Annotated in this window: 14 protein-coding genes; all 14 read left to right on the top strand. The window is 42.0% G+C overall.

Annotation, left to right across the window (positions count from 1 at the left end):
• The first annotated feature begins 9 nt into the window (after window positions 1–9).
• The 14 genes from Q5H80_RS06245 (at window position 10) to Q5H80_RS06180 (ending at window position 21047) form a co-directional block, all read left to right on the top strand.
• Window positions 10–2616 (top strand): MFS transporter, encoded by a 2607-nt coding sequence (locus Q5H80_RS06245; RefSeq protein WP_304569260.1) that lies wholly within the window; start codon window positions 10–12, stop codon window positions 2614–2616.
• A complete protein-coding gene (locus tag Q5H80_RS06240) occupies window positions 2613–3611 on the top strand; it encodes an ABC transporter substrate-binding protein (protein WP_304569259.1) in 999 nt (332 codons plus the stop codon). The genes Q5H80_RS06245 and Q5H80_RS06240 overlap by 4 nt, the downstream gene beginning before the upstream one ends.
• The gene (locus tag Q5H80_RS06235) at window positions 3598–4326 is read left to right on the top strand and encodes a transporter substrate-binding domain-containing protein (RefSeq protein WP_122047117.1); all 729 of its coding nucleotides are present in this window, start codon (window positions 3598–3600) and stop codon (window positions 4324–4326) included. The genes Q5H80_RS06240 and Q5H80_RS06235 overlap by 14 nt, the downstream gene beginning before the upstream one ends.
• A gap of 3 nt (window positions 4327–4329) precedes the next feature.
• A complete protein-coding gene (locus Q5H80_RS06230) occupies window positions 4330–5280 on the top strand; it encodes a type VI secretion system-associated FHA domain protein (protein WP_304569258.1) in 951 nt (316 codons plus the stop codon).
• Window positions 5277–5756, top strand: a complete 480-nt coding sequence (gene tssJ, locus Q5H80_RS06225; RefSeq protein WP_304569257.1) for a type VI secretion system lipoprotein TssJ — start codon at window positions 5277–5279, stop codon at window positions 5754–5756. Before Q5H80_RS06230 ends, tssJ begins: the two co-directional genes overlap by 4 nt.
• A 49-nt stretch (window positions 5757–5805) precedes the next feature.
• Window positions 5806–7137: a type VI secretion system baseplate subunit TssK gene (gene tssK / locus Q5H80_RS06220; RefSeq protein WP_304569256.1), complete on the top strand. Its 1332-nt coding sequence runs from the start codon at window positions 5806–5808 to the stop codon at window positions 7135–7137.
• Window positions 7137–8339 carry a type IVB secretion system protein IcmH/DotU gene (gene icmH, locus Q5H80_RS06215; RefSeq protein WP_304569255.1) on the top strand — a complete coding sequence of 401 codons (1203 nt, stop codon included), beginning with the start codon at window positions 7137–7139 and terminating at the stop codon, window positions 8337–8339. Before tssK ends, icmH begins: the two co-directional genes overlap by 1 nt.
• A 2-nt stretch (window positions 8340–8341) precedes the next feature.
• Entirely contained in the window at window positions 8342–11734 is a 3393-nt protein-coding gene (gene tssM / locus Q5H80_RS06210) for a type VI secretion system membrane subunit TssM (protein WP_304569254.1), read from the top strand.
• Between the two features lie 114 nt (window positions 11735–11848).
• Complete coding sequence (locus Q5H80_RS06205; RefSeq protein WP_369809709.1) at window positions 11849–12535, top strand: AarF/UbiB family protein; 687 nt, start codon at window positions 11849–11851, stop codon at window positions 12533–12535.
• Window positions 12536–12754: 219 nt separating this feature from the next.
• Entirely contained in the window at window positions 12755–13798 is a 1044-nt protein-coding gene (locus tag Q5H80_RS06200; protein WP_304569253.1) for a two-component system response regulator, read from the top strand.
• A 32-nt stretch (window positions 13799–13830) separates the two neighbouring features.
• A complete protein-coding gene (locus Q5H80_RS06195; protein WP_304569252.1) occupies window positions 13831–17505 on the top strand; it encodes a response regulator in 3675 nt (1224 codons plus the stop codon).
• A 292-nt stretch (window positions 17506–17797) separates the two neighbouring features.
• On the top strand, window positions 17798–18769 hold the full coding sequence (locus Q5H80_RS06190) for a tripartite tricarboxylate transporter substrate binding protein (protein ID WP_009846588.1): 972 nt from the start codon (window positions 17798–17800) through the stop codon (window positions 18767–18769).
• Window positions 18770–19015: 246 nt separating this feature from the next.
• Window positions 19016–19516 carry a tripartite tricarboxylate transporter TctB family protein gene (locus Q5H80_RS06185; RefSeq protein ID WP_304569251.1) on the top strand — a complete coding sequence of 167 codons (501 nt, stop codon included), beginning with the start codon at window positions 19016–19018 and terminating at the stop codon, window positions 19514–19516.
• A gap of 10 nt (window positions 19517–19526) precedes the next feature.
• On the top strand, window positions 19527–21047 hold the full coding sequence (locus Q5H80_RS06180; RefSeq protein ID WP_304569250.1) for a tripartite tricarboxylate transporter permease: 1521 nt from the start codon (window positions 19527–19529) through the stop codon (window positions 21045–21047).
• The last annotated feature ends 138 nt before the right edge of the window (window positions 21048–21185 follow it).

Here is a 21185-nt window from a genome sequence, read left to right as displayed (position 1 = left end):
CCTTAACCAATGAACAGCAAGACCAGCCAAACCTCCACCAATCCGACATCATTTAGCCTATCACTTAGGGTCAAATTGATGTTCGCCATCATGGCGGTTTTGCTGTTTTCCATCACGTTAAATGCAACACTAAACTATTTCAATTTCGAGAAAAGGCTGACGGAAACCTCCGACTCTACCTATCGAATCGTTTTAGAAGAAACACATAATGATATCAATCAAGCGATCAGTTTAGGTCTGCCGCTTCCAGCTATATCGAACATACAAGGTATACTGGATCGTAGGCTAAAGTTTGTTGATGGCATTACTGCATTAATGGTGGTGTCTACCTCTGGTGAACAACTATTTGGCACAGGTGTACACAACCAAGCAAACGATCGTCAGCTATCACTTGATATAACCAACTCTTTTGGTTTAGTTGAAGGCCAAATAAAGCTCTATTACTCTACGACACTATTAGACCAACAGAAAGCGTCCTTGCTAAAGGATCAATTCTTGTATTCAGCCTTATGGATAGTGCTGTCTTGTGCATTTGCCTTTATAGCCTTGAAATATCTGTTAGAAGGGATTGTAGACCGTGTTAAAGGTGCAACTGAGATAATTGAAACTTCTGATGGAGCTAGCGATTTACTTCCAACGTTAGCTCAAGCACATAAGGCACTGCAATCTCCCGATTCAATGTCCAAGTTCGAGAAATTGAAAACAAAACACTTTCCCGTGTTTATCATTTCTCTTGCTATCCTGTTAACGATTATTGCTAATTTAGGTGTTTCTTATCAATCTCTGGACAAGTTTTCGCAGATTTATGAAGTTAAGCTCGAGCAGAAATCAACCCTGATTGGTGACTCACTAAATCAGATGATTAAAGGGTTACTCAATAAAGGCGTTCCAGACAACAGACTGCATGGCTTAGAAGACGAATTTGCTTTCTTCGTTGATAACCACAGTGAGATTCTATCTATTACTTTTAACGGGAAGTCTGGTAGCTCTTATCACTATCCTGAGGGAAATGTTAAACACGCATCTATACGCGTATCAACGTTTACACCATTTAATAGCGACAATATCGACAACCACAATAACAGTAATAGCCTAAGTCACACAATGCAGCTGAAGGTGACTACCGACAACAACTTGATCATGAATATGCTGAAAGAAAGCGTCATGGATATGATCACCGTTTTGGTCGCCTCTTGCCTTGTCGTCGCCGAAATAATTCTATTCATGTGTAACTTCATGATTATTTCACCTTGGAACCAATTAAAGAAAGTATTCATGCTTGTGAACCGAGATATCGTCAATCACTTGGCAAAAACCTCTTCTCGAGACGAGTTTGGCAAACTGCTTCATCTAGCTAACCAAGCAATTATTAAGCTAAAGCCAGCTCAACCTTCACAAGATATTGATAAACAAGACTTTCGATTCATTCGCTTACCACTATTTTTATTGGTCCTCTCGGAAGCGTCTTCACTAGCCTTTTTTCCTAGGTTCGTGTCTTCACTGGACAACATAACGGGTTGGATTCCTGACAACCTAGTGACTAGTCTGCCAATTTCACTGTTCATGCTGTGTTGGGCGATCTCACTACCATTTTCGGGATACTGGTCAGACAAAGTAGGCAGAAGACATTCGTTAATGACAGGAGGGCTGATCACGAGCATAGGGTTAGTCGCTACTGCTTTCGTTCAATCCCTCGAATTCTTATTAATAGCGCGTGCATTCACGGCGGTTGGCTATGGTATCGTTTTTATTTCCGCACAGGGTTATGTGTCAGATACCACCAACGATTCTAATCGTACTAAAGGAATGGCGACTTTCTTGTCATCATTTTTCTCTGGCTCTCTATGTGGAGCCGCGATTGGTGGGATCCTTGCGGAGAAGCTTGGATACTCAGAGACGTTTATGCTCGCTGGATTGATCGCAACGCTCAGTGTCTTACTTGTCTATGTGTTTTTTGAGAAATCGAGCACAACTAACTCAAGTAAACCTCTCAATTTAAAAGATTTCAAACAACTGTTAAGTAACAAATATTTTGCATTAATCACGATATTCAGTGCGATACCAGCGAAGATCGTACTTACTGGTTTCCTTTACTATATTTGCCCGGTTTATCTACAATTCTTGGGCGAAAGTAGCTCTGTTTCTGGCCGCGTAATTATGGCTTACGGTCTTGCAATCATCGTCATTTCACCGTTGAGCGCAATTCTAGTCGACAAACTCAAAAACAAAATGGCTTTCATTTTTATCGGTGGGCTACTTTCTTCTCTTGCATTACTCAACTTTTACTTCTTCCAAGGTACATTGGGAGTGTTACTGATCGTTATCATTATCGGCATTGCGCATGGCATTTGTGTTTCGCCTCAAATACCACTGGTCATCGAACTACTCTCCGGCCAAGGCATTGAAAAAGGGAAAATTATCGGTATCTTCAGGCTCACCGAGCGCATCGGTAATATTGCAGGGCCTATGCTAGCAGGCGTATGTTTGAGCATTTTTGGTTACGATAATACCATCCTTATATTTGGGGTTTCATTACTCGTGAGTTCATTCAGTCTAATTCTATTCTTTTCATTATTTCTAGAATCCGATAAACAGAAATTAGGGGTTCAATCATGAGATTTTTAGTTTTCGTTATCACCTTTATTTTGATGACTCCCTTCACCTTTGCCAAAAGTGATGAAAAACACGTTGTCCTTTTATTGTGGCGTGGAGTAACTGATGCAGAGCAAGGTTTTATGGACTATTTATCACAACACGTTGATGTGCGATTCACGGTTCTCGATGCAAGCAGCGATAAGGCTCAACTTAAACAAAATATTAGAGATTTAAAATATAAGAAAGCTGATCTTATTTATTCATTCGGTACTACTATCACCCGTGAGTTACTAGGCACTTATAATGAACCAAGCGAATTTAGAAAGACTAACTCTACACCAGTAGTGTTCAGTATTGTCACCGACCCTGTGGGTTCTAAATTGGTAACTGATTTATCTTCTAAAGAAAGAAACTTTACTGGGGTATCTCATATCGTACCTCATGAAATACAATTTAAAGCGATTGAAAAGCTGACTAACGTTTCAAGTATTGGGGTGATATATAACCCCGAAGAAAATAATTCGATTATCACAGCAAATAAGATGCTTGAGTTATCGGAAATTCATAACAAGCGTGTTATCTTGTACCCTCTAAATATTGATAAAATCAGGTCAAACAGCAACCTAATTAGCCTCACAATTGATAATATGAAACAAGAAGGTATTGATATGGCATATTTGCCGCCTGATTCATATATCATTGCGCAAGGAGGCGAGGTAGTATCAAGGCTACATTCAAAAGGTATTCCCACATTCTCAGCAACCGAAAGCCCAATAAGAAACCATAAAGCCCTGTTTGGCATTGTTAGCCGTTACTACAATGTTGGCCAATTCGTCGGCTACAAAGCGAAAAACATATTAAAAGGAACCCAAAAAGCTTCGGACATTCCAATAGAATCACTAAGCCAATATTCATATATTGTTAATATCGAGGCTGCACATAAGCTCGATTATTACCCGCCAGTATCTATCTTGAAAATCTCTGAGCTAATAGGACACTCTAATGATGTTAACTAGAGCCTCTGCAAGTAAATTACCATTGGCAACTCTGCTCATTGCTACCTTTTGGTCAATGAATACTTTTGCTAAAGTTCAAATTGGACCATCTCGATTAATGCTCACGACGCAAGATTGGCCTCCCTACCAAACCTATGAAAATGCCGAGATGCAAGGAATTGCTTTAGACAAGGTTAAGTGTGCATTAGGTGTAATGGGCCAACCTTATCAGTTGACCATGACAACTTGGTCTGACGCACAACTACGTGTTCATGGGGGCGGACAACACGGTTTCTTCGTTGCGACCCAAACCTCCGAACGTGACGAGTATGCAACACTCTCAGAACCAATCGCGCAACAGACTTTAAATTGGTATTTTGGCCCAGGCGTAAAGCCTGATATTAATGAACTATCAAAATTAAATCTGAATTTTTCTGCAAAATTTGGCTCTAGTAAATGGTTTTGGCTCAAACGAAATGGATTTAACGTCGTAATGCAGCCACGAGATGCTAAAGTACTACTAAAGCTTTTAAAGCAAAGGGAAATTGATGTTGTTCTAGAAGATGGTTTAGTCTTTGAAAGAGAACTTGAGAAGGCTTCATTGCCACTCGATTACTTCAACTCGATGAACTTAGATACCAAAAATATGGGGGTCTACTTTTCAAATCGATTCCTTAAAACCTATTCCGGGTTTTTAGATAGTTTTAACTCAGCTATATCCAAGTGCAAGGAGTAACCATTGTCTATCAGTGTCCACATGATTTCTATACCTGCTGAAGAGGTCGTTACCTCTAGAGTCGTTTACCTGTCTGAAAATGGCGGAAGCTTAGGTCGTTCGCCATCATGTGATATTGCGCTACCTGACCAAACCAAATGGGTCTCAAGAACTCACTGCCAGATCTACCCGACTGAACGCGGATACACCATCAAAGACGTTAGTAATAATGGTGCCACGTTAAACGATAAATCATTGATAAAAGAGAAAGAATACATACTTTCCGATGGCGATATTATAAAATTAGGTCACTACACACTGTTAGTTAGCCTGTTAAGCGCACCTAAAGTGGACGCTACGAATAACACCAATCAGGATGATCTTTTTATAGAACCTTTCAACTTAAAGCTTGACGACAATGACACAGACTTTTTGGATACTACGCCTGAAGTCACGATAGTTAAGAAAGCCTCAAACTTCTCTTCAACGAATGTTCTGAGTGACGACCCATTCTCGTCAGACCCCTTTGAAGATTTAGATAGCGATAAAGTCGTTCCCAACATTGAAGTAGACGAAGTCGTTCACAACAGAGGTGGCTCCCTGCCCTCTGCTGAGTTGGAATATTTTCCTGTCAATACCGAGAACAACACACGAATTGAAGAGTCGATAGACAAACTCATCACACTGACGGAAAAAAACCAACAATACTTACAGAACCCACAGCTACAACAAAAAGCTCTTTTTGAGGCATTGGAACAAACGGTAGACCAGTTTCTAAACGAATTTGCACCTAAGCAACTTGAAAACCAGTTTAGCGAATACGTGAGTGACGGCATTTTTTCCAACAAGGATAAAAAATATTGGAAGATCTATCGAAAGCACTTCCAACACCGTCAAGACAATGGGGACTTCAGACGTCAGTTCAAAGCACTATTTATGGAAAATATGCAAAAGCAAAGTGAGAGGCAAGAATGAAACGTTTAATGCTATTGTCTCTTTGTTTAATGATAACGGCGTGCTCATCGTCAGACTCCGCCCCTGCTGTTACCCAATACTCACTGACAGTTAAAGCGGATACGACGGTCAACCAATACAATGATGCTCAAGCCAACCCTGTTGTAGTTAGGCTTTACCAACTCACAGATCAGCAACTGTTTAAACAATTGCCTTTTATTGATTTGTACAATAATGATCTACAGTTGTTGGCTGCAAACTTAGTATCAAAACAAGTATTACCTATTGTGCTGCCCAACTCAGAGCAACAACTGACGTTAGATATTAACAAGAACACTCAATATATTGCCGCATTGATTGAATTCGCCGATTACCAAAACAGCACAGCGAAAACTGTTTTAATGATGCCAGCAGATCCAGAGCAAACTTTAGAGTTAACGATTACTGGTAAGAAAGCGGAGTTAGCCGCAATACAGCCCGACTCCGGCTGGTGGTAAATCTTTAAATGCACAAGCCAATATATAAAATAATAGAAAAGGACATTACGTGGACGCTTTCAAAAAAGTAGTGTGGCAAGAAGGAATGTTTATAGCACCTCAGCACTTTCAGCAACAAGATCGCTATGTGCAGAACTACATTCGTCAGAATATAGAGACATTAGCTGGTTTCTCTCCTTTTTATGGCATCACCGAATTAGTACTTAATCACGATCTATTGAAGATTGGTAAACTGTCTATACCGAGCTGCTCCGGTGTATTTCCCGATGGAACTCAGTTCAACCTTAAGCAAGAAATCGTTGTCGATATACCTCAAGGCACCATAGAGACCATCGTTTACCTCGCATTACCGATTTCTTTACAAGGTAACAATGATTATTGTGAAGATGGGCAGGAACAAAGTCGCTATATCACCCAATCAATCAATGTATTTGACACATCAACATCTGAAAACTCTACCGTTGAAGTCGATGTCGCACAGCTAAATATCGGGCTAAAATTCGCCGGCGAAGACACATCTGGTTTTACTCTGATTCCTGTTGCTAAGATATTAGAAATCAGTGATTCAGACGAAGTGATCTATGACAGATCTTTTATTCCCGCATGTCTACATTACGGAGCTTCAACTCTGCTAGTCGAGCGAGTTAAAGAGATTCACGCACTCGTCAGTAACCGAGCTCAAAACCTTCTGAAACGTCTTGAAGCCGGACAAGATCAAAAAAGTCCACAATCTATGATGCAAGACTTTTTATGGCTTCAAACACTGAGTTCATGGTTACCGTGGTTCGAATTGACCATCAGCAACACCAAATACCCGACTCACGAATTATATTCTAAATTGAAGCAGTTTGAGGCTCAGGTCATGGCACTAACACCTGCTATTCCTGATGCATGCCCGCCCTTAAAGTATGACAAATTATACGACAACTTTAACCCGCTGTTTTCTAGTCTTAGAAACTTGCTAACATTGGTTCAACAAGACTCTGTTATTGAATTCAAATGGGATATATCACTGTTTGAAAAGCGTAGGTTACTGCGTACGTTGATCAAAGATCCTAGTAGCGTCTATAACCGACGTTTCGTTCTAAGCGTTAAATCTGATATCAGTAGCACTGAGCTCAATGAGCTATTTCCTATTTCCGCTAAGCTAAGCAGTAATAATAAAATTGTCGAATTAGTAAGAAGCTCTCTGTCAGGTATCTCTTTGAAACCCTTACCAATTGCGCCAAGTGAGCTCAAACCAATGCAAGGTGTAGCTTACTTTGAAGTCGATACCAAAGATAGAAACTGGTTAGATATGCTCGATACTCGTGATGCCATCGCGTTGCATGTCGATGCTCGTATACCAACCCTTGAAGTCGTTTTATATGCGTTGAGATAATGGTTATGGATTATTTAGATGAAGAAACACTCATCATCGACAAAGCGCCAAAAGGCTCTAAGGATACCGAAACTGATCAGGTAGCCTCTAAATTGATCGCTGTACATTCTACCAGCGCCCAAGAAGAGTTTCTGCGACACTTTGATAAGGCAGAGAATCAATTATTCAATATCAGTAGTGATTTACTAACCAAAACGCTCAAGCTCTCAACCTTATCTGAACCTGAAGATTTAACGATTTTTAGGGAACAGTTTATACAGGGTATAAACGACATAAAAGCTCAAGCAACCGAGCTTACTTACCCTATTGCTGTTATCGATAAACTCTGCTTTTTGTATGCAGTGGTCATTGATGAGTTCATCATCTACTCCGAGTGGGGAGAAAAAAACGGTTGGGAAAACAAAACACTGCTTAGCGAGCTCTTCGGCATGCGCAATGGTGGTGAGTTGTTTTTCTCTGTTGCAGAAAAAGCAGCACGACAGCCTCACAAACTGATTGACCTTCTAGAGATAATTTACCTCTTCATCAATATTGGATTCAAAGGCCAATATCGTGAAGGTAACGCTGACCAATTGAAAGCATTCACCTATCAGTTAGAACAAACTATCAGCCAATATCGCAATACTAGTGGCGTTTACTGCCGCATCAAGGTGAAGCTCCCAGAAGTAAGGAAGCCAACAAGGCGTAAACGTTACTTAATCACTAGCCTCTTCTTCTTTTGTTTAATCGCAACGAGCATTGGCTTAACCGATTTCTGGTATACGAACACCCACGCTCAACGAGCTCGTGACTTTACGTATTTGCCTAATTTCAGTCAGCGTTACATCGTATCCGGCGAAGTAAAAGATATTGTCTTTATAAGCGAAGATAAAGACTTAGCAACCCCTCCTCGTTACGCAAGTAAAGTTGATGCTGTAGAAGTGTTGCAAAGCAACAAGTTAACACCAAGTTCATCACATTGGTTGGTGCAACTTGCGACTTTCTCCAGCAAGCAAAGCGCTGACGATTTTATTGATAACCTGTCACCGTCAGTTTATCAGCCTATTTCTTCTCCTTATGAAAAATATTACCGAGTGATATTAAGAGCAAACACAAAAGAAGAAGCAAGAAGTACCAAAGAATGGTACGTAGAAAACGACCAAATAAACGCCATTATTGTTCGTACTTCTGCGCCTGACTTAAACAAGGAAGAATCAAACTGATTATGCCGAAAACTAAATCAAACAAATCGGGCAATACAAAAAAAACAGTAGGTATCTCGATCCTAGTAGCTTTTGCCCTTTTTACCGTCGTCTCTAGCATAATTCTACTAACACCTCTCAACGCATATTTGACGTGGGCTTTAGCTACTACCGCAATTATATCTACACTTGTAGGCTTAGTATGTTACTGGGTTCTTATCAACCGTAGTGAACCATCACAAAAAGAGTCATTCGACAAATCGCTGATTCAGAAAAGACAAAAGCAACTGGCATACCATTTCAAACGTATGGTCAGCAAGCAACGACCAAAAGCTCGCTTAACAAGTCGTTACGACCTGCCAATCTACCTACTATTGAGTCAAAATCCGAATAAAGACAAAAGTATCATCACTCAAATGGGTTATGAGTCATATAAGCTCGACCATTTTGGTAGTGATATTGAATTCCCAATTCTATTTTGGGTCAGCGAACATTCTATTTTAGTTTCGGTAAGCACTGGCGAAGATCAACAACCAGAATACCTAAAAACACTCTGTCAGTCCCTAACAGCATGGCGCCCGAGGCAGGCCGCGAATGGTTTATTGCTCACGACTGACGTAGCTTCATTGTTGGAAAATAATGAACAAATAACACAAAAAGCTGACGAACTAAAATCGACAATAAAAACGTTTAATCAGGCTTTTGGGGTCAGTTTACCTATTTATAACGTTATCTCTAACATGGGTAGCATCAGCGATTTTTGTCAGTTTTTCTCAGCATTTGACGAATCAAAAAGAGACGAAGTATTCGGTGCCACGGCTCCTTATTCTAAACACGGTGGTATCGACGCAGACTGGTTTAATGATGAATACGATCATTTAATCAGTGAGTTGATAGCCAACATGAGCAACGCCCTTGCAGGTCAACTCAACCAGGATTATCGAAACTCAATTGCTAGCGCCCCTTTCCAGTTTGGATTATTGAAACAAAACCTTTGGTTGTTCCTAAACCGCTTGTACCGTGGAGAGCAGCTTAGTGATGCTCTTCAATTCCGCGGATTTTACTTTACTCATGATGGTCAAAGTTCAGCTCAGTCTGACTTGTTGGCGAGCACTGTATCTTATTCGGTAGGTCATGAGCATTATCAACACAATGAGCAGATCCCGGTTAACCAGACCCTTTTTGCTCAATACCTTATGACACACGTGATTTTATCCGAACACGAACTGGTTGGGGTAAACAAGCGTAAAGAAAACGCATTGTTAGTTAACCAAGTGATTTTCACATTATCTTGGGCTAGCTTACTAACCGCCGTATTACTTGTGATTAAGTTTGACTTTGATTTCCAGAATCAACGAGAAACTGAAGCCGATGTAATGCTTGAGCGCTATAAAGAAGCGATATCAGCATCTCCTTACGACATCGAAAACATGGCTGAAAACATACCTAATCTGTTTTCATTACAGCGAATTTATAACCTCTATAATGAGCCTGAGCCATGGTATACGCTGCCATTTATGCCAAACTCTAGTATCAAAAGAGAGGTCGAAGAAGCATATTTTGCAGCGCTACAGAAAGTACTGATTCCTTCTATGGAAAATACCCTAGAGAAAGACCTATTTGTGTACGTTAATCTCGAAGATCAATCTCAGACTCTAGCTTTACTGAATAACTACCGTTTATTGTTTAGTAAAAATAGGACTAACCTTCATGAGCTTAAAAACTACTACATGCGTACATTCCAAGATCAAGGTGAAGCAGATAGTGTCAATATTGCTCAATTAGAGGTGCTACTGAATGACATCTTCGCGCGCAACCTAACACCAATGAAATCAAATCACGATTTAGAGAACCTAGCGAAGAAAGTCATCACTCAAACAGGTATCGGAACTCTATTGTATGAACACATTCAAAGTTCAGAAACCTACTCAAAGCGCGTCGATATTCGAAGTGATTTAGGCGATAATTGGGGTTCAGTTCTGCAATTCCCAACAAGTTATGTGGGCTACTTGGTTCCATATATCTATACACCAACGGGGTTTAATGAGCTCGATTTATCCGTCAACTCACCGACTCTAAAAGCAGCCTTACAATCATATGAAGGGGTTGCAGGGGCCTATCCGAGTGCACTCGAAATGCACAGAATCAGCCGTGAACTAAAGCAAACTTATCAAAATGACTACATAAATTATTGGCGAGATCTCATTAGCAATGTAAAAGTCAATGAAATAGCGGATCCTGAACAACTAAAAAAAGCATTCGCTAGCCTATCAAGTGCAGACAGTAACCCACTGGTCAGCCTGTACTCAACCGTCGCTAAGTACACCTATGTGGAACTCGAAATACCGGATAACGAGGGTAAATCGCAAGACCCTGCGACCATACCAATTCAAGACCAAGATAAAAAAGAATCTGCACGCCAGATAACTGTAAGCTTTCAAGCATACAAAAAACAGGTCTCTGCCAACGATCAAGGGAAGAAGCCAATAGACAATCTGCTGAATGCGGTTATTAACGCAAATAAATGGGCAGACAAGTTTTACGAAACCAAAGAACCTCAAAAGGTAGCCTTCGATACTTTGTCTGTGACTTTGCAAGCTGGTAACCCTATTGCATCATTATCGAACTTATCAAACGATCATTTAGCTGTAGCTGAAGAAGTGATAAGTAAGATTGTGCATCAAAGTAATGAAATGGTGATGTCGCTGGCTCATGACCACCTTAATACAGCATGGTCAAACGAAGTTTATCAACCATACCAACAACGATTAGCGTCTTTTTATCCATTCAACCGACAGTCCAAACTGGATGCGAGCGTTGCTGATCTCAAGGCCTTCTTCGTCACAAACGGTATAGTTGATAAGTTCTCTCAAAATCGCCTCAATGGATTCGTTAAAAACAACGAAGAAGCACCTTACTTACCTGGGCTGTTACCTGGTACTGCGCTATCTATCACGCCAGATGTATGGACAATGATGGACAAAGCTTCTGATATCAAAAACGCTCTTTTCCTAGCTGATCCATCAAACATTCAGATCGATTTCCAAGTAAAAGCTGTTGATATGACACCAAACATTACCGAGTTTTCAATCATTTCGGACAAACCGATCTTCACTTACCGTCACGGGCCGACCTTATGGAGTCAACAATCCTGGCAAGGAGACTCCGAGTTTATCGAGAAACTAGGAGTCCAGTTGAACACACAAGACTCCACAATTGGCCAAAGTACAGTCAAAGGTACATGGAGTTGGTTCCGCTTATTCGGTCCAAACGTGAGTTTTTCATCCGCTCAAGATACACAAGTTGAGTTTGTGTATGGTGACAGTAAAGTAAAACTGACCATCAAAACTCAGGGTCAGTCGAACCCGTTTGTTCCCGGCTTCTTCTCTGGATTCTCGTTACCAAGTGATATTTAGTAAAGTCCCCTTAAGCAGCTCGCTTTGTACATCGAGGCGAGCTCCATCTTATGACAAGAATTCTCTGTCAATAAGTTGCTCTTCCTTTAGTTTTAACACTCTGGCAAAGTTGCTTTGAAGGGAGAATTTTCGGACGACGCAAAGCTCAAGCAGGAGTTAACTAACCGTGGCTACACTAATCTTTTTCGTTTAAGTACACGTGCGTTTCAAGCCAAGCACCCTAACTGGGGCTTGGTTACTATAAAATATGCTCAAACATTAAAGCACCGTCACTTTCTAAAACAAGAAGCAGAATTTCTCTATTCCAATTCCAGTACTCTCTGGCCAGAATATTGCGATTATTTCTCTAACCAGCAGAGTGACTATCTAGTCCTTTCCCACATTTGTGGGATAACACTATTACAAATCAAAACCGAGCCTTCTAAGTCAAACAACTTCCCTGCCAACTGGATTACCTTGCTAGAGCGCTCGATTCATCAAGTCCACAAACTTGGTTTCGTTCATGGTGACATTAAACCATCTAACATCGTATTGACTCCTCAAGGGCAAGTGCATTTAATTGACTTCGGCTCTGTCATAAAGAACGGAACTATACGTTCCGAGCTACGTTTTGAAAGCTATACACCAAGGTATTCAACACCTAGTTCAGTCTTAGGCAAATTCGATGACTGGTTCGCTCTTGCAGTGATACTAGAAGAGTACTTTGACCAATTTGATAACAAAAGTAGCTCAAAACAGTCCTTCCAATACATAAGTCTACCTAGCAGGTATCACATGCTGTTAAGGAAATGTAGGAGCTAGAATAGTATGAGCCCGAGACTACACCATATATAAAGTTATTCTTTGTTATGCAATGGTTAATCATATAAGATATTCATTCATATTACATATGGAACCGCACTTTACATTCTAGATTTCAAGACCAAAAGTTCCCCCTCAGAACCATGCATTTCCAATAAAACTCACTACGCTTTAACTATGTGGTGTATCGCCATTGGCTTAACTCTTTTAGGGACAAAAATGAATCAAATTGCGACAGATAAACCTATTATTTTGGTTGTTGATGACATCCCGGATAATATCCACACCCTGTCAGGTATCCTCAATGAAGACTTTAAAATTAAAGCTGCGACATCAGGTCAAAAAGCGTTAAAGATTGCCTCTTCACATCCAAAACCACACCTGATCCTGCTCGATATAATGATGCCAGAAATGGATGGTTATGAAGTGTGTCGCCGACTTAAAAATGATCCAGTCACCGCCAATATCCCTGTAATTTTTGTTACCGCAAAAACCGATATGGTCGATGAACAAAGGGGCTTTGAGCTAGGTGCTGTTGATTACATCACTAAACCAGTTAGCCCGCCAATTGTGAAAGCTCGTGTTGTCACGCAAATCTCCCTCTACGACCAAAACTTGGCACTGTCTCGCAAGGTACGACAAAGAACAGAAGCGCTCGAAATGAGCCGGCTTGAGATCATTCGTAAGCTTGGCCGAGCCGCTGAATACAAAGACAATGAAACCGGAATGCACGTCGTTAGAATGAGTTACTACTCAAAGATACTTGCTCAGCAGTTAGACGTGGGTGAAGAATGGGTTGAACTGCTGTTCCAAGCAGCACCGATGCATGACATTGGAAAAATTGGCATCCCCGACCGCATATTAGGCAAACCCGGTAAGCTTGATGCAGATGAATGGGCAATCATGCAAACACACGTCACCATTGGCGGAGACATCATTGGAGACAACGACTCCAAATTACTGAAACTCGCTCAAGAGATAGCCCTATACCACCACGAGAAATGGGATGGCAGCGGCTACCCTCATAAATTGTCTGGCGAAGACATTCCTCTAAGTGCTCGTATTGTAGCAATTGCAGACGTATTCGACGCCCTAACTAGCGAGCGCCCGTACAAAGAAGCTTGGCCAATTGAAAAAGCGATTGAGCTAATACAAGAACAAGCTGGCCTTCACTTTGACCCTAACTTAGTTCCTATCTTCATTAGCAAGCTTGATGAGATGTTAACCATCAAGGTCTCTTTTACTGATGAACAAGACCACTAAGTTCGCTGGTACTTTTTAAATACAGGTACTTTATGAATACTGTTTCCAGATTCGCATCTGATTCTAAAAAAATACTCATCTCTTTTATTATTGCCACCATAGTGCTGTTCTCGGTGGCGGTTGCCGCATGGTTTAACCTAAACAATCGCTTCGTCGGCATTGAAGACTACGCGGTCAGTACTCAATTACTTACCTCCCTCGACAAGCTTCGCGTTCACGAACTCTCTTTTAGTAACGAGCGTATACCGCAATCTGCGCAACTCTTCTACAAAGAAGCAGAACAGTCAAAGGAGTTGGTCGAAGCCTTTGCTGCTCATAACCAAAACCCGCACGCTGAAATATCGCTCACTGGATATATAAATCAATTCATCAAATACGCTGACTTGATTGAGTTGAGCGAGAAAGCTCGTGATCGAATGAACCAAAAATCGCTAGCGGCCACTGATCTGCTTACGGAAATGCAAAGTGCTCACAAAGACACGATCAATGCGGTTAGCCAAGACGTTAAACAACTTAGAATATTAAGTGACGATCAAGCTGATAGAGTAATGAAAATTGGTGGGCTCACAACACTCAGTGCCAAAGTTCAAAACTTAGAAAAGGAATTTCTGCTGACTGGTTCGCCACAAACATATACGTTAACCAAGATTGAAATCCAGAAGATATCAGCATTAATTACTCAGCTGATAAACGAGGTCACAGACCCACAAGGCACGAAGTTACTACAAACTGTCCAACAAGCTCAGAACCGCTACTACACTAACCTAGTTCAGCTACAAGGCTTGTCTAGCTCTGCAGTACAACTCAAAATATCAATCACCAAGCAAGTATCTCGCAGCGGTATTGAGCTATCACGCGCTTCAACGATACTTAACTCACAGCAACAAGGTTTATTAACCGACCTCAACAAACAGATAGGGCATGCTCAATCTCGCCTTTCATCTCAGCTTTCAATCGGTGAAAATCTGCTGATTATTCAAACGCTGTTAAGCCAATCAGAGCAGCTCAATCGTGATTTTTCGTTAGCGAAATCTGCTGATCAATCGGTGATATCAGAACAAGTCTTTACTTTGATCGGTGAAATGCAGTCTGTGTCACTCGCAGCGGCTGACATTCTGACGTTATACTCACCTGAAATGAATATCACCGCGTTTGATCAACACGTGACATTTTATGAAGCCGAATTTTCTAACCTAGCCAGAGCTCAACTGCTTAGCCATCAAGTATTGAAAGAGATGAACGCTAATTTCACTCAACTGCATGACTTAGTTGTGAATGCTTATATGGCGGAAAGTGATAATGTAAAAGACTCTTCAAGCGTCTCATCACACCTTGCCATTGGTGGCTTAATATTCTTTTTGATCATTTTGTTGATGGGCCTGTTAGCCAACAAAGCGCATTCAGCCCTTGAGCACTTTGCAACAAACTTAGCCGTTGCACGTGACGAAGCTGATGCCGCCAATCATGCTAAATCCGATTTCTTAGCTAACATGAGCCATGAAATCAGAACACCGATGAACGCCATCATTGGTATGAGCTATTTGGCACTAAAAACCGATTTAACTAAGGCACAACGTAACTACATCCACAAAGTGAAACTCTCTTCAGACACCTTACTTGGGCTAATCAATGACATTCTCGACTTCTCTAAAATCGAAGCGGGTAAATTAGACATAGAAAACGTCGATTTCCATCTCGAGAACGTACTAGACAACATTACTAACTTGGTTGGCCTACGAGCTTCTGAGCGTGGCTTAGAGCTTCTAATCCAAGTAGACCGAGATGTGCCAACCAATCTTGTTGGTGATCCGCTAAGGCTTGGCCAGATCTTGATTAACCTCAGCAATAATGCCGTTAAATTCACAGAGAAAGGCGAAGTCAAAATTTCTATCTCTGTTCAAGAAAGAGATGGTGACGACATAAAACTGAATTTTGCTGTCTCTGATAGCGGAATAGGTATGACACAAGAGCAAGCCGCTAAACTGTTCAATAAGTTCACTCAAGCCGATAGCTCTACCACTCGGAAATATGGTGGTACGGGCTTGGGCTTAGCGATCAGTAAGGAGCTCAGCCAATTAATGGGTGGAGACATTCACGTTTCAACGGAACTTGGTAAAGGCTCAACCTTCTCATTTACGATCGCAACTCGCGTTAGTCACTCAATAACCCAAAACCGAGTGGTGGTTCCCGCTTCGATTAATCATTTGAAAGTATTGGTTGTTGATGACAACTCTAGTGCACGCTTGATCGTTGGCGATATTTTAGAATCTCTAAAACTCACTCCAACGTTAAGTGCTTCTGTTGATGAAGCGTTAGTGGAATTGCACACCGCAGATGCTAACAATAAACCCTTTGATCTGATTATATCGGATTGGAAAATGCCTAAACGCGACGGTGTTGATCTGTTAGAAGCACTCAATCTCGGCTTATCACTGAGCAAAGAGCCGAAAATAATGATGCTAACCGCTTATGGCCGAGAAGAATTAGCCGAAGCCATTACCAAAAGAGGATTTGAGGTCCCGAGTATTTTAGACAAGCCGATTACCTCTTCTCACCTCTTTGACTCCATCGTGTCTCTTTATGGGCTTGATTCAGATCGCGTCTCTCGTAGCGAATTGGAACAACAGAATCAGCTTGCGAATGTTCAACAACTGGCTGGTGCTAACATCTTGTTGGTTGAAGACAACGAGATAAACCAAGAGCTCGCGACAGAGCTGTTAGAAGGCCAACAGATTAAAGTCACCATTGCTGAAAATGGACAACAAGCCATCGATCTTTATCAACAAGCCATTGCTGATGATACCCCTTTCGATGGCATCTTGATGGACTGCCAAATGCCAATCATGGACGGATATGAAGCAACTGAGCATATCCGCAACGAGATAAAAGACACTCAAACCCCAATCATTGCGATGACAGCAAACGTAATGGAGCGAGATAAAGAGAAAGCACTCAACTGCGGGATGAGTGACATTATCGCAAAACCGATTGATGTCGGCTCTATGTTCGCGACCTTGGCAAATTGGGTTTCACCGTCTAGCCCCGTGCAGTTCAATGTTTCATTGCAAGAGTCCACCAATACTCTACAAGAAGAAAACAACGCAGAAAAAGAACCCGAGGCGTTGCCTGTCATTGGTGGTCTTGATACCAACATGGGATTGATGAGGGCAAGCAACAATCACCAGCTATACCTAAAACTACTAAAGCGATTTTTTGAAGCTTACTCTGACGAAGAAACTTTAGCCGCCGAACTATCAAGCAGTGCTCAGCAGCGTTACTTACACACACTCAAAGGTGTCGCTGGTAACTTGGGGGCTAGCGACTTGCATAGTCTATGTGAAAAGCTGGAATCCGAACTCACGGATACCGATTTAAAAGACAAGGTCATCAAAACCACGATTGAACTCAGCCAAGAGATAGCTAACGCAATCTTCCACACAACAACCGCAACCGAGAATACACGTGACCAGCAAGCAAAACCCGAGGATTCGCCTAATCAGCCAAGTACTGAACTATACGGCCAATTATTAGAGGCGGTATCCAATGATGACACCGAAGCACTCAACATTATTCTTAACATTGAGGACGGAGCCATAGTCGGGTTAACACCTTCTGAGTTTAAGAGGTTGGAAAGCTCGCTAGAAGAGTTTGACTTCGAGACTGCGACTGAAGTGCTAAAAAGCTCAACACTAGCCAGCTCATCATAAGCTTAGAATGCTAACTATGTCATAATTTACAAACTGTTAAAGAGAGCCCAAGTGGCTCTCTTTTTCATCTGTCTCTAACAATAACTGCACCCTCACCTTGCCGTGAACTTTATGAACAATATTAATCCAATGTTCTTTATTCTCAATATCTCCGCATTACAGACATTTCATTAACACACCGTTAACTTTAGCTTCATCTGCTAAGCAATATCCTACTCATCTGTTTAGTAGCTGGAAATAAACCATAAGTTTCTCTCCATTGAAGAGATCCCCTACATAAGGAACGTGAACCATGTTCAAGGCACTGAAACCTACTCTTGCGGCTTCTATTATCGCAGCAACCTTTTCTTTCAACACTTTTGCTGCTGACGTAGAAAAAATCCACTTCCTAATCCCTGGCGGCGCTGGCGGCGGTTGGGATATGACAGCTCGTGGTACGGGTGATGTATTGGTGAAATCAGACATCGTAGAAAATGTCTCTTTCCAAAACCTTTCTGGTGGTGGCGGCGGTAAAGCGATCGCTCACCTAATCGAGACGGCTCAACGCCAAGAAGACACGCTAATGGTGAACTCAACGCCTATCGTTGTTCGTTCACTAACGGGTATCTTCCCTCAATCTTTCCGAGATCTAACACCAGTTGCAGCAACTATTGCCGACTACGGCGCAATCGTCGCGTCTGCGGATTCTAAGTACAACACTTGGGAAGACGTCGTTAAAGAGTTCGAAAGTAACCCACGTAAAGTAAAAATTGCTGGCGGCTCAGCTCGTGGCAGCATGGACCACCTTGTAGTTGCTGCAGCGTTCAAAGGCGAAGGTTTTGATGCTAAAAAAGTACGTTACATTGCCTACGATGCTGGCGGTAAAGCGATGGCAGCACTGCTTTCAGGCGAAACACAGCTGCTTTCTACTGGCCTTGGTGAAGTGCTAGAAATGTCTAAATCTGGCCAAGTAAAAGTGCTTGCTGTGACGGCGCCAAAGCGTCTTGACGCTGCACCTAATATCCCAACACTGACTGAGTACGGCAACGAAACTGTATTTGCCAACTGGCGTGGTTTCTTCGCAGCTCCAGGCACTAGCCAAGCAAAAATCGACGAGTGGAATGTAGCGCTGGGCAAAATGTACAAGACCGATGAATGGCAAGTAGTTCGTGACCGTAACGGTTGGATTGATAACTACAAAGCAGACAAAGATTTTTACGCGTTCCTAGAAGACCAAGAAAAACAAATGGGCGACCTTATGCGTGAGCTTGGTTTCTTGAAATAACCAACAATGGCAGAGAGTATTCGTACCCTCTCACTCTTTCCTTGTTTCGCCGTACATGAGTTAACTTCAAACTCCTTTGTTTATTCGTAGACGTATTACTAACGCTTGCTGATTCGTTGTAGACGCAAGTGGCTGATAAACCAGCACCGTAATCCGCTTACCTTTGGTTAGTGATCCCAGACATTTCATTGACTCGCTCATGTACGGTTTTTTTACTTTTCTATACCACCCCAAATGGAGTTGGATATGTCGGACTTACCAACCAAATTTCTGAGTAAGGAATCCCTGCTTTCTAAAGATCGCCTCGGCGCAATGATCTTTATGTTGGCGTGCTTATGCTATGGCTACCAAACCACGCTGATTCCTTTGTTTCCCGGTGACGAGTATGAACCGTTTACCGCAAGAACCTTACCTACTCTGTTGACGTTTATCGGCATTGGCCTTTCGTTGATCCTGCTGATAACAGGACAACCAGATAAGAAAGTAACATGCGACACAACGCCCCTGAACTGGAAACTGCTGATTGGCTTCTTAGTGTTAATGGCACTGTACGGTGTTGGGCTGACTTATCTTGGCTTTGTTTTAGCAACCAGTTTCTTCTTACTTGCGGGCTTTTATCTACTGGGTGAGCGTCGTAAAGCTGTTTTATTTGGCGCGTCGTTTCCTTTTGTTATCGCGTTCTTTCTTTTATTAACTCAAGGCTTAGATATCTACCTAGAGCCTGGTTTAATTTTCACTCTTTGGTAGGGATAACATTATGTTAGACGGAATTTTACAAGGACTTTCGACCGCTGTGATGCCAATGAACATCATGATGGTAATTGTGGGCTGTTTCGTTGGCACCTTCATCGGTATGCTTCCGGGGTTAGGTCCAATTTCAGCAATCGCATTAATGATCCCTATTACATACGGCCTAGACCCTTCTTCAGGCTTAATCCTGATGGCTGGTGTGTACTACGGTGCAGTATTTGGTGGCTCTACATCATCAATCTTAATCAATGCTCCGGGTTGTTCTTCAACGGTAGTAACCGCATTCGATGGCTACCCAATGGCACAAAAAGGACAAGCTGGTAAAGCACTTGCTCTCGCGGCTTACTCTTCTTTCACTGGCGGTACACTTTCAGCAATCATGCTTTTAATTGCGGCTCCGGCTCTAGCAAGTGTGTCATTGAGTTTCCAGTCTTCAGACTACTTTGCATTAATGTTATTAGGTTTATCAGCTGTAGCGGCGTTTGCGGGCCCAGGTCAAGTAATCAAGGCGTGGATGATGACCATTCTTGGTTTGATGCTATCGACAGTAGGTATCGACAAAGGCGTTGGCGTTGAGCGTTTCACGTTTGGCCTAACGGATCTGATGGATGGCTTCAGCTTCCTATTATTAGCGATGGCAACGTTCGCTTTAGGTGAGACCTTGATGGGTATTCTTAAGCCAGAGCAAGACACCAGCACAGAAGAAAGCAAAAAGATGTCAGACATTGGTAGCATGAAGGTCACCAAAGAAGAGTTCAAAGAAGTCGCGCCAGTTTCTATTCGCTCCTCTATTCTAGGTTTCTTTACCGGTGTTTTACCGGGCGCAGGTGCCACTATTGCGGCATTCCTAAGCTACGGCATGGAACGTAGCCTTGCACCAAAAGACAAACAGAAAGAGTTCGGTAAAGGCAGTATTCGTGGTCTTGTTGCACCTGAATCAGCAAATAATGCGGCATCAAGTGGTTCATTCGTACCGCTACTGACGCTTGGTATTCCCGGTTCTGGTACAACAGCAATCATGTTAGGTGCATTGATTGCTTACGGTATCCAGCCGGGTCCTCGCCTGTTCGTTGAACATCCAGATGTATTTTGGTCGGTAATTATCTCTATGTACTTTGGCAACATCGTGCTGGTTATCTTAAACCTACCGTTGATCCCTTACATCTCTAAACTGCTAGCAGTACCAAGAACGGTACTACTGCCAATGATTATCTTCTTCTCAATCACAGGCGTGTACTTGGTATCTTTCAATACGATGGATGTCTTTGTAATGCTCATTGTTGCTATGGTTGCGATTGCGTTGAGGTTAGCTAACTTCCCACTTGCCCCATTATTGCTTGGCTTTATCTTAGGTGGCTTGATGGAAGAGAACCTACGACGTGCACTGATGATCAGCGATGGGGAGCTCAGCTTCCTATGGGAACGCCCAATCACGATGACGTTTACTATCTTGGCAGTATTGGTTCTTTCAAGCCCGATTCTAGTTAAGCTGTTCAAGAGCTTTAGAGCAAAGCCTGTAGAAGTGTAAAACTCTAGCAAATCAACTAACTCTCAACCAAAGGAGCCATTGGCTCCTTTTCTCAATTGGGTGCTCAATTTGAACAAACGGTTAAAGATGGTAGCAAACTCACAAACCTACCTTTACAACACACGTGACACTGATATT

Origin of the sequence: Vibrio sp. SNU_ST1, from assembly GCF_030563405.1 — a bacterium.
Classification (GTDB): domain Bacteria; phylum Pseudomonadota; class Gammaproteobacteria; order Enterobacterales; family Vibrionaceae; genus Vibrio.
This window is presented reverse-complemented; position numbering and strand designations above follow the sequence as displayed.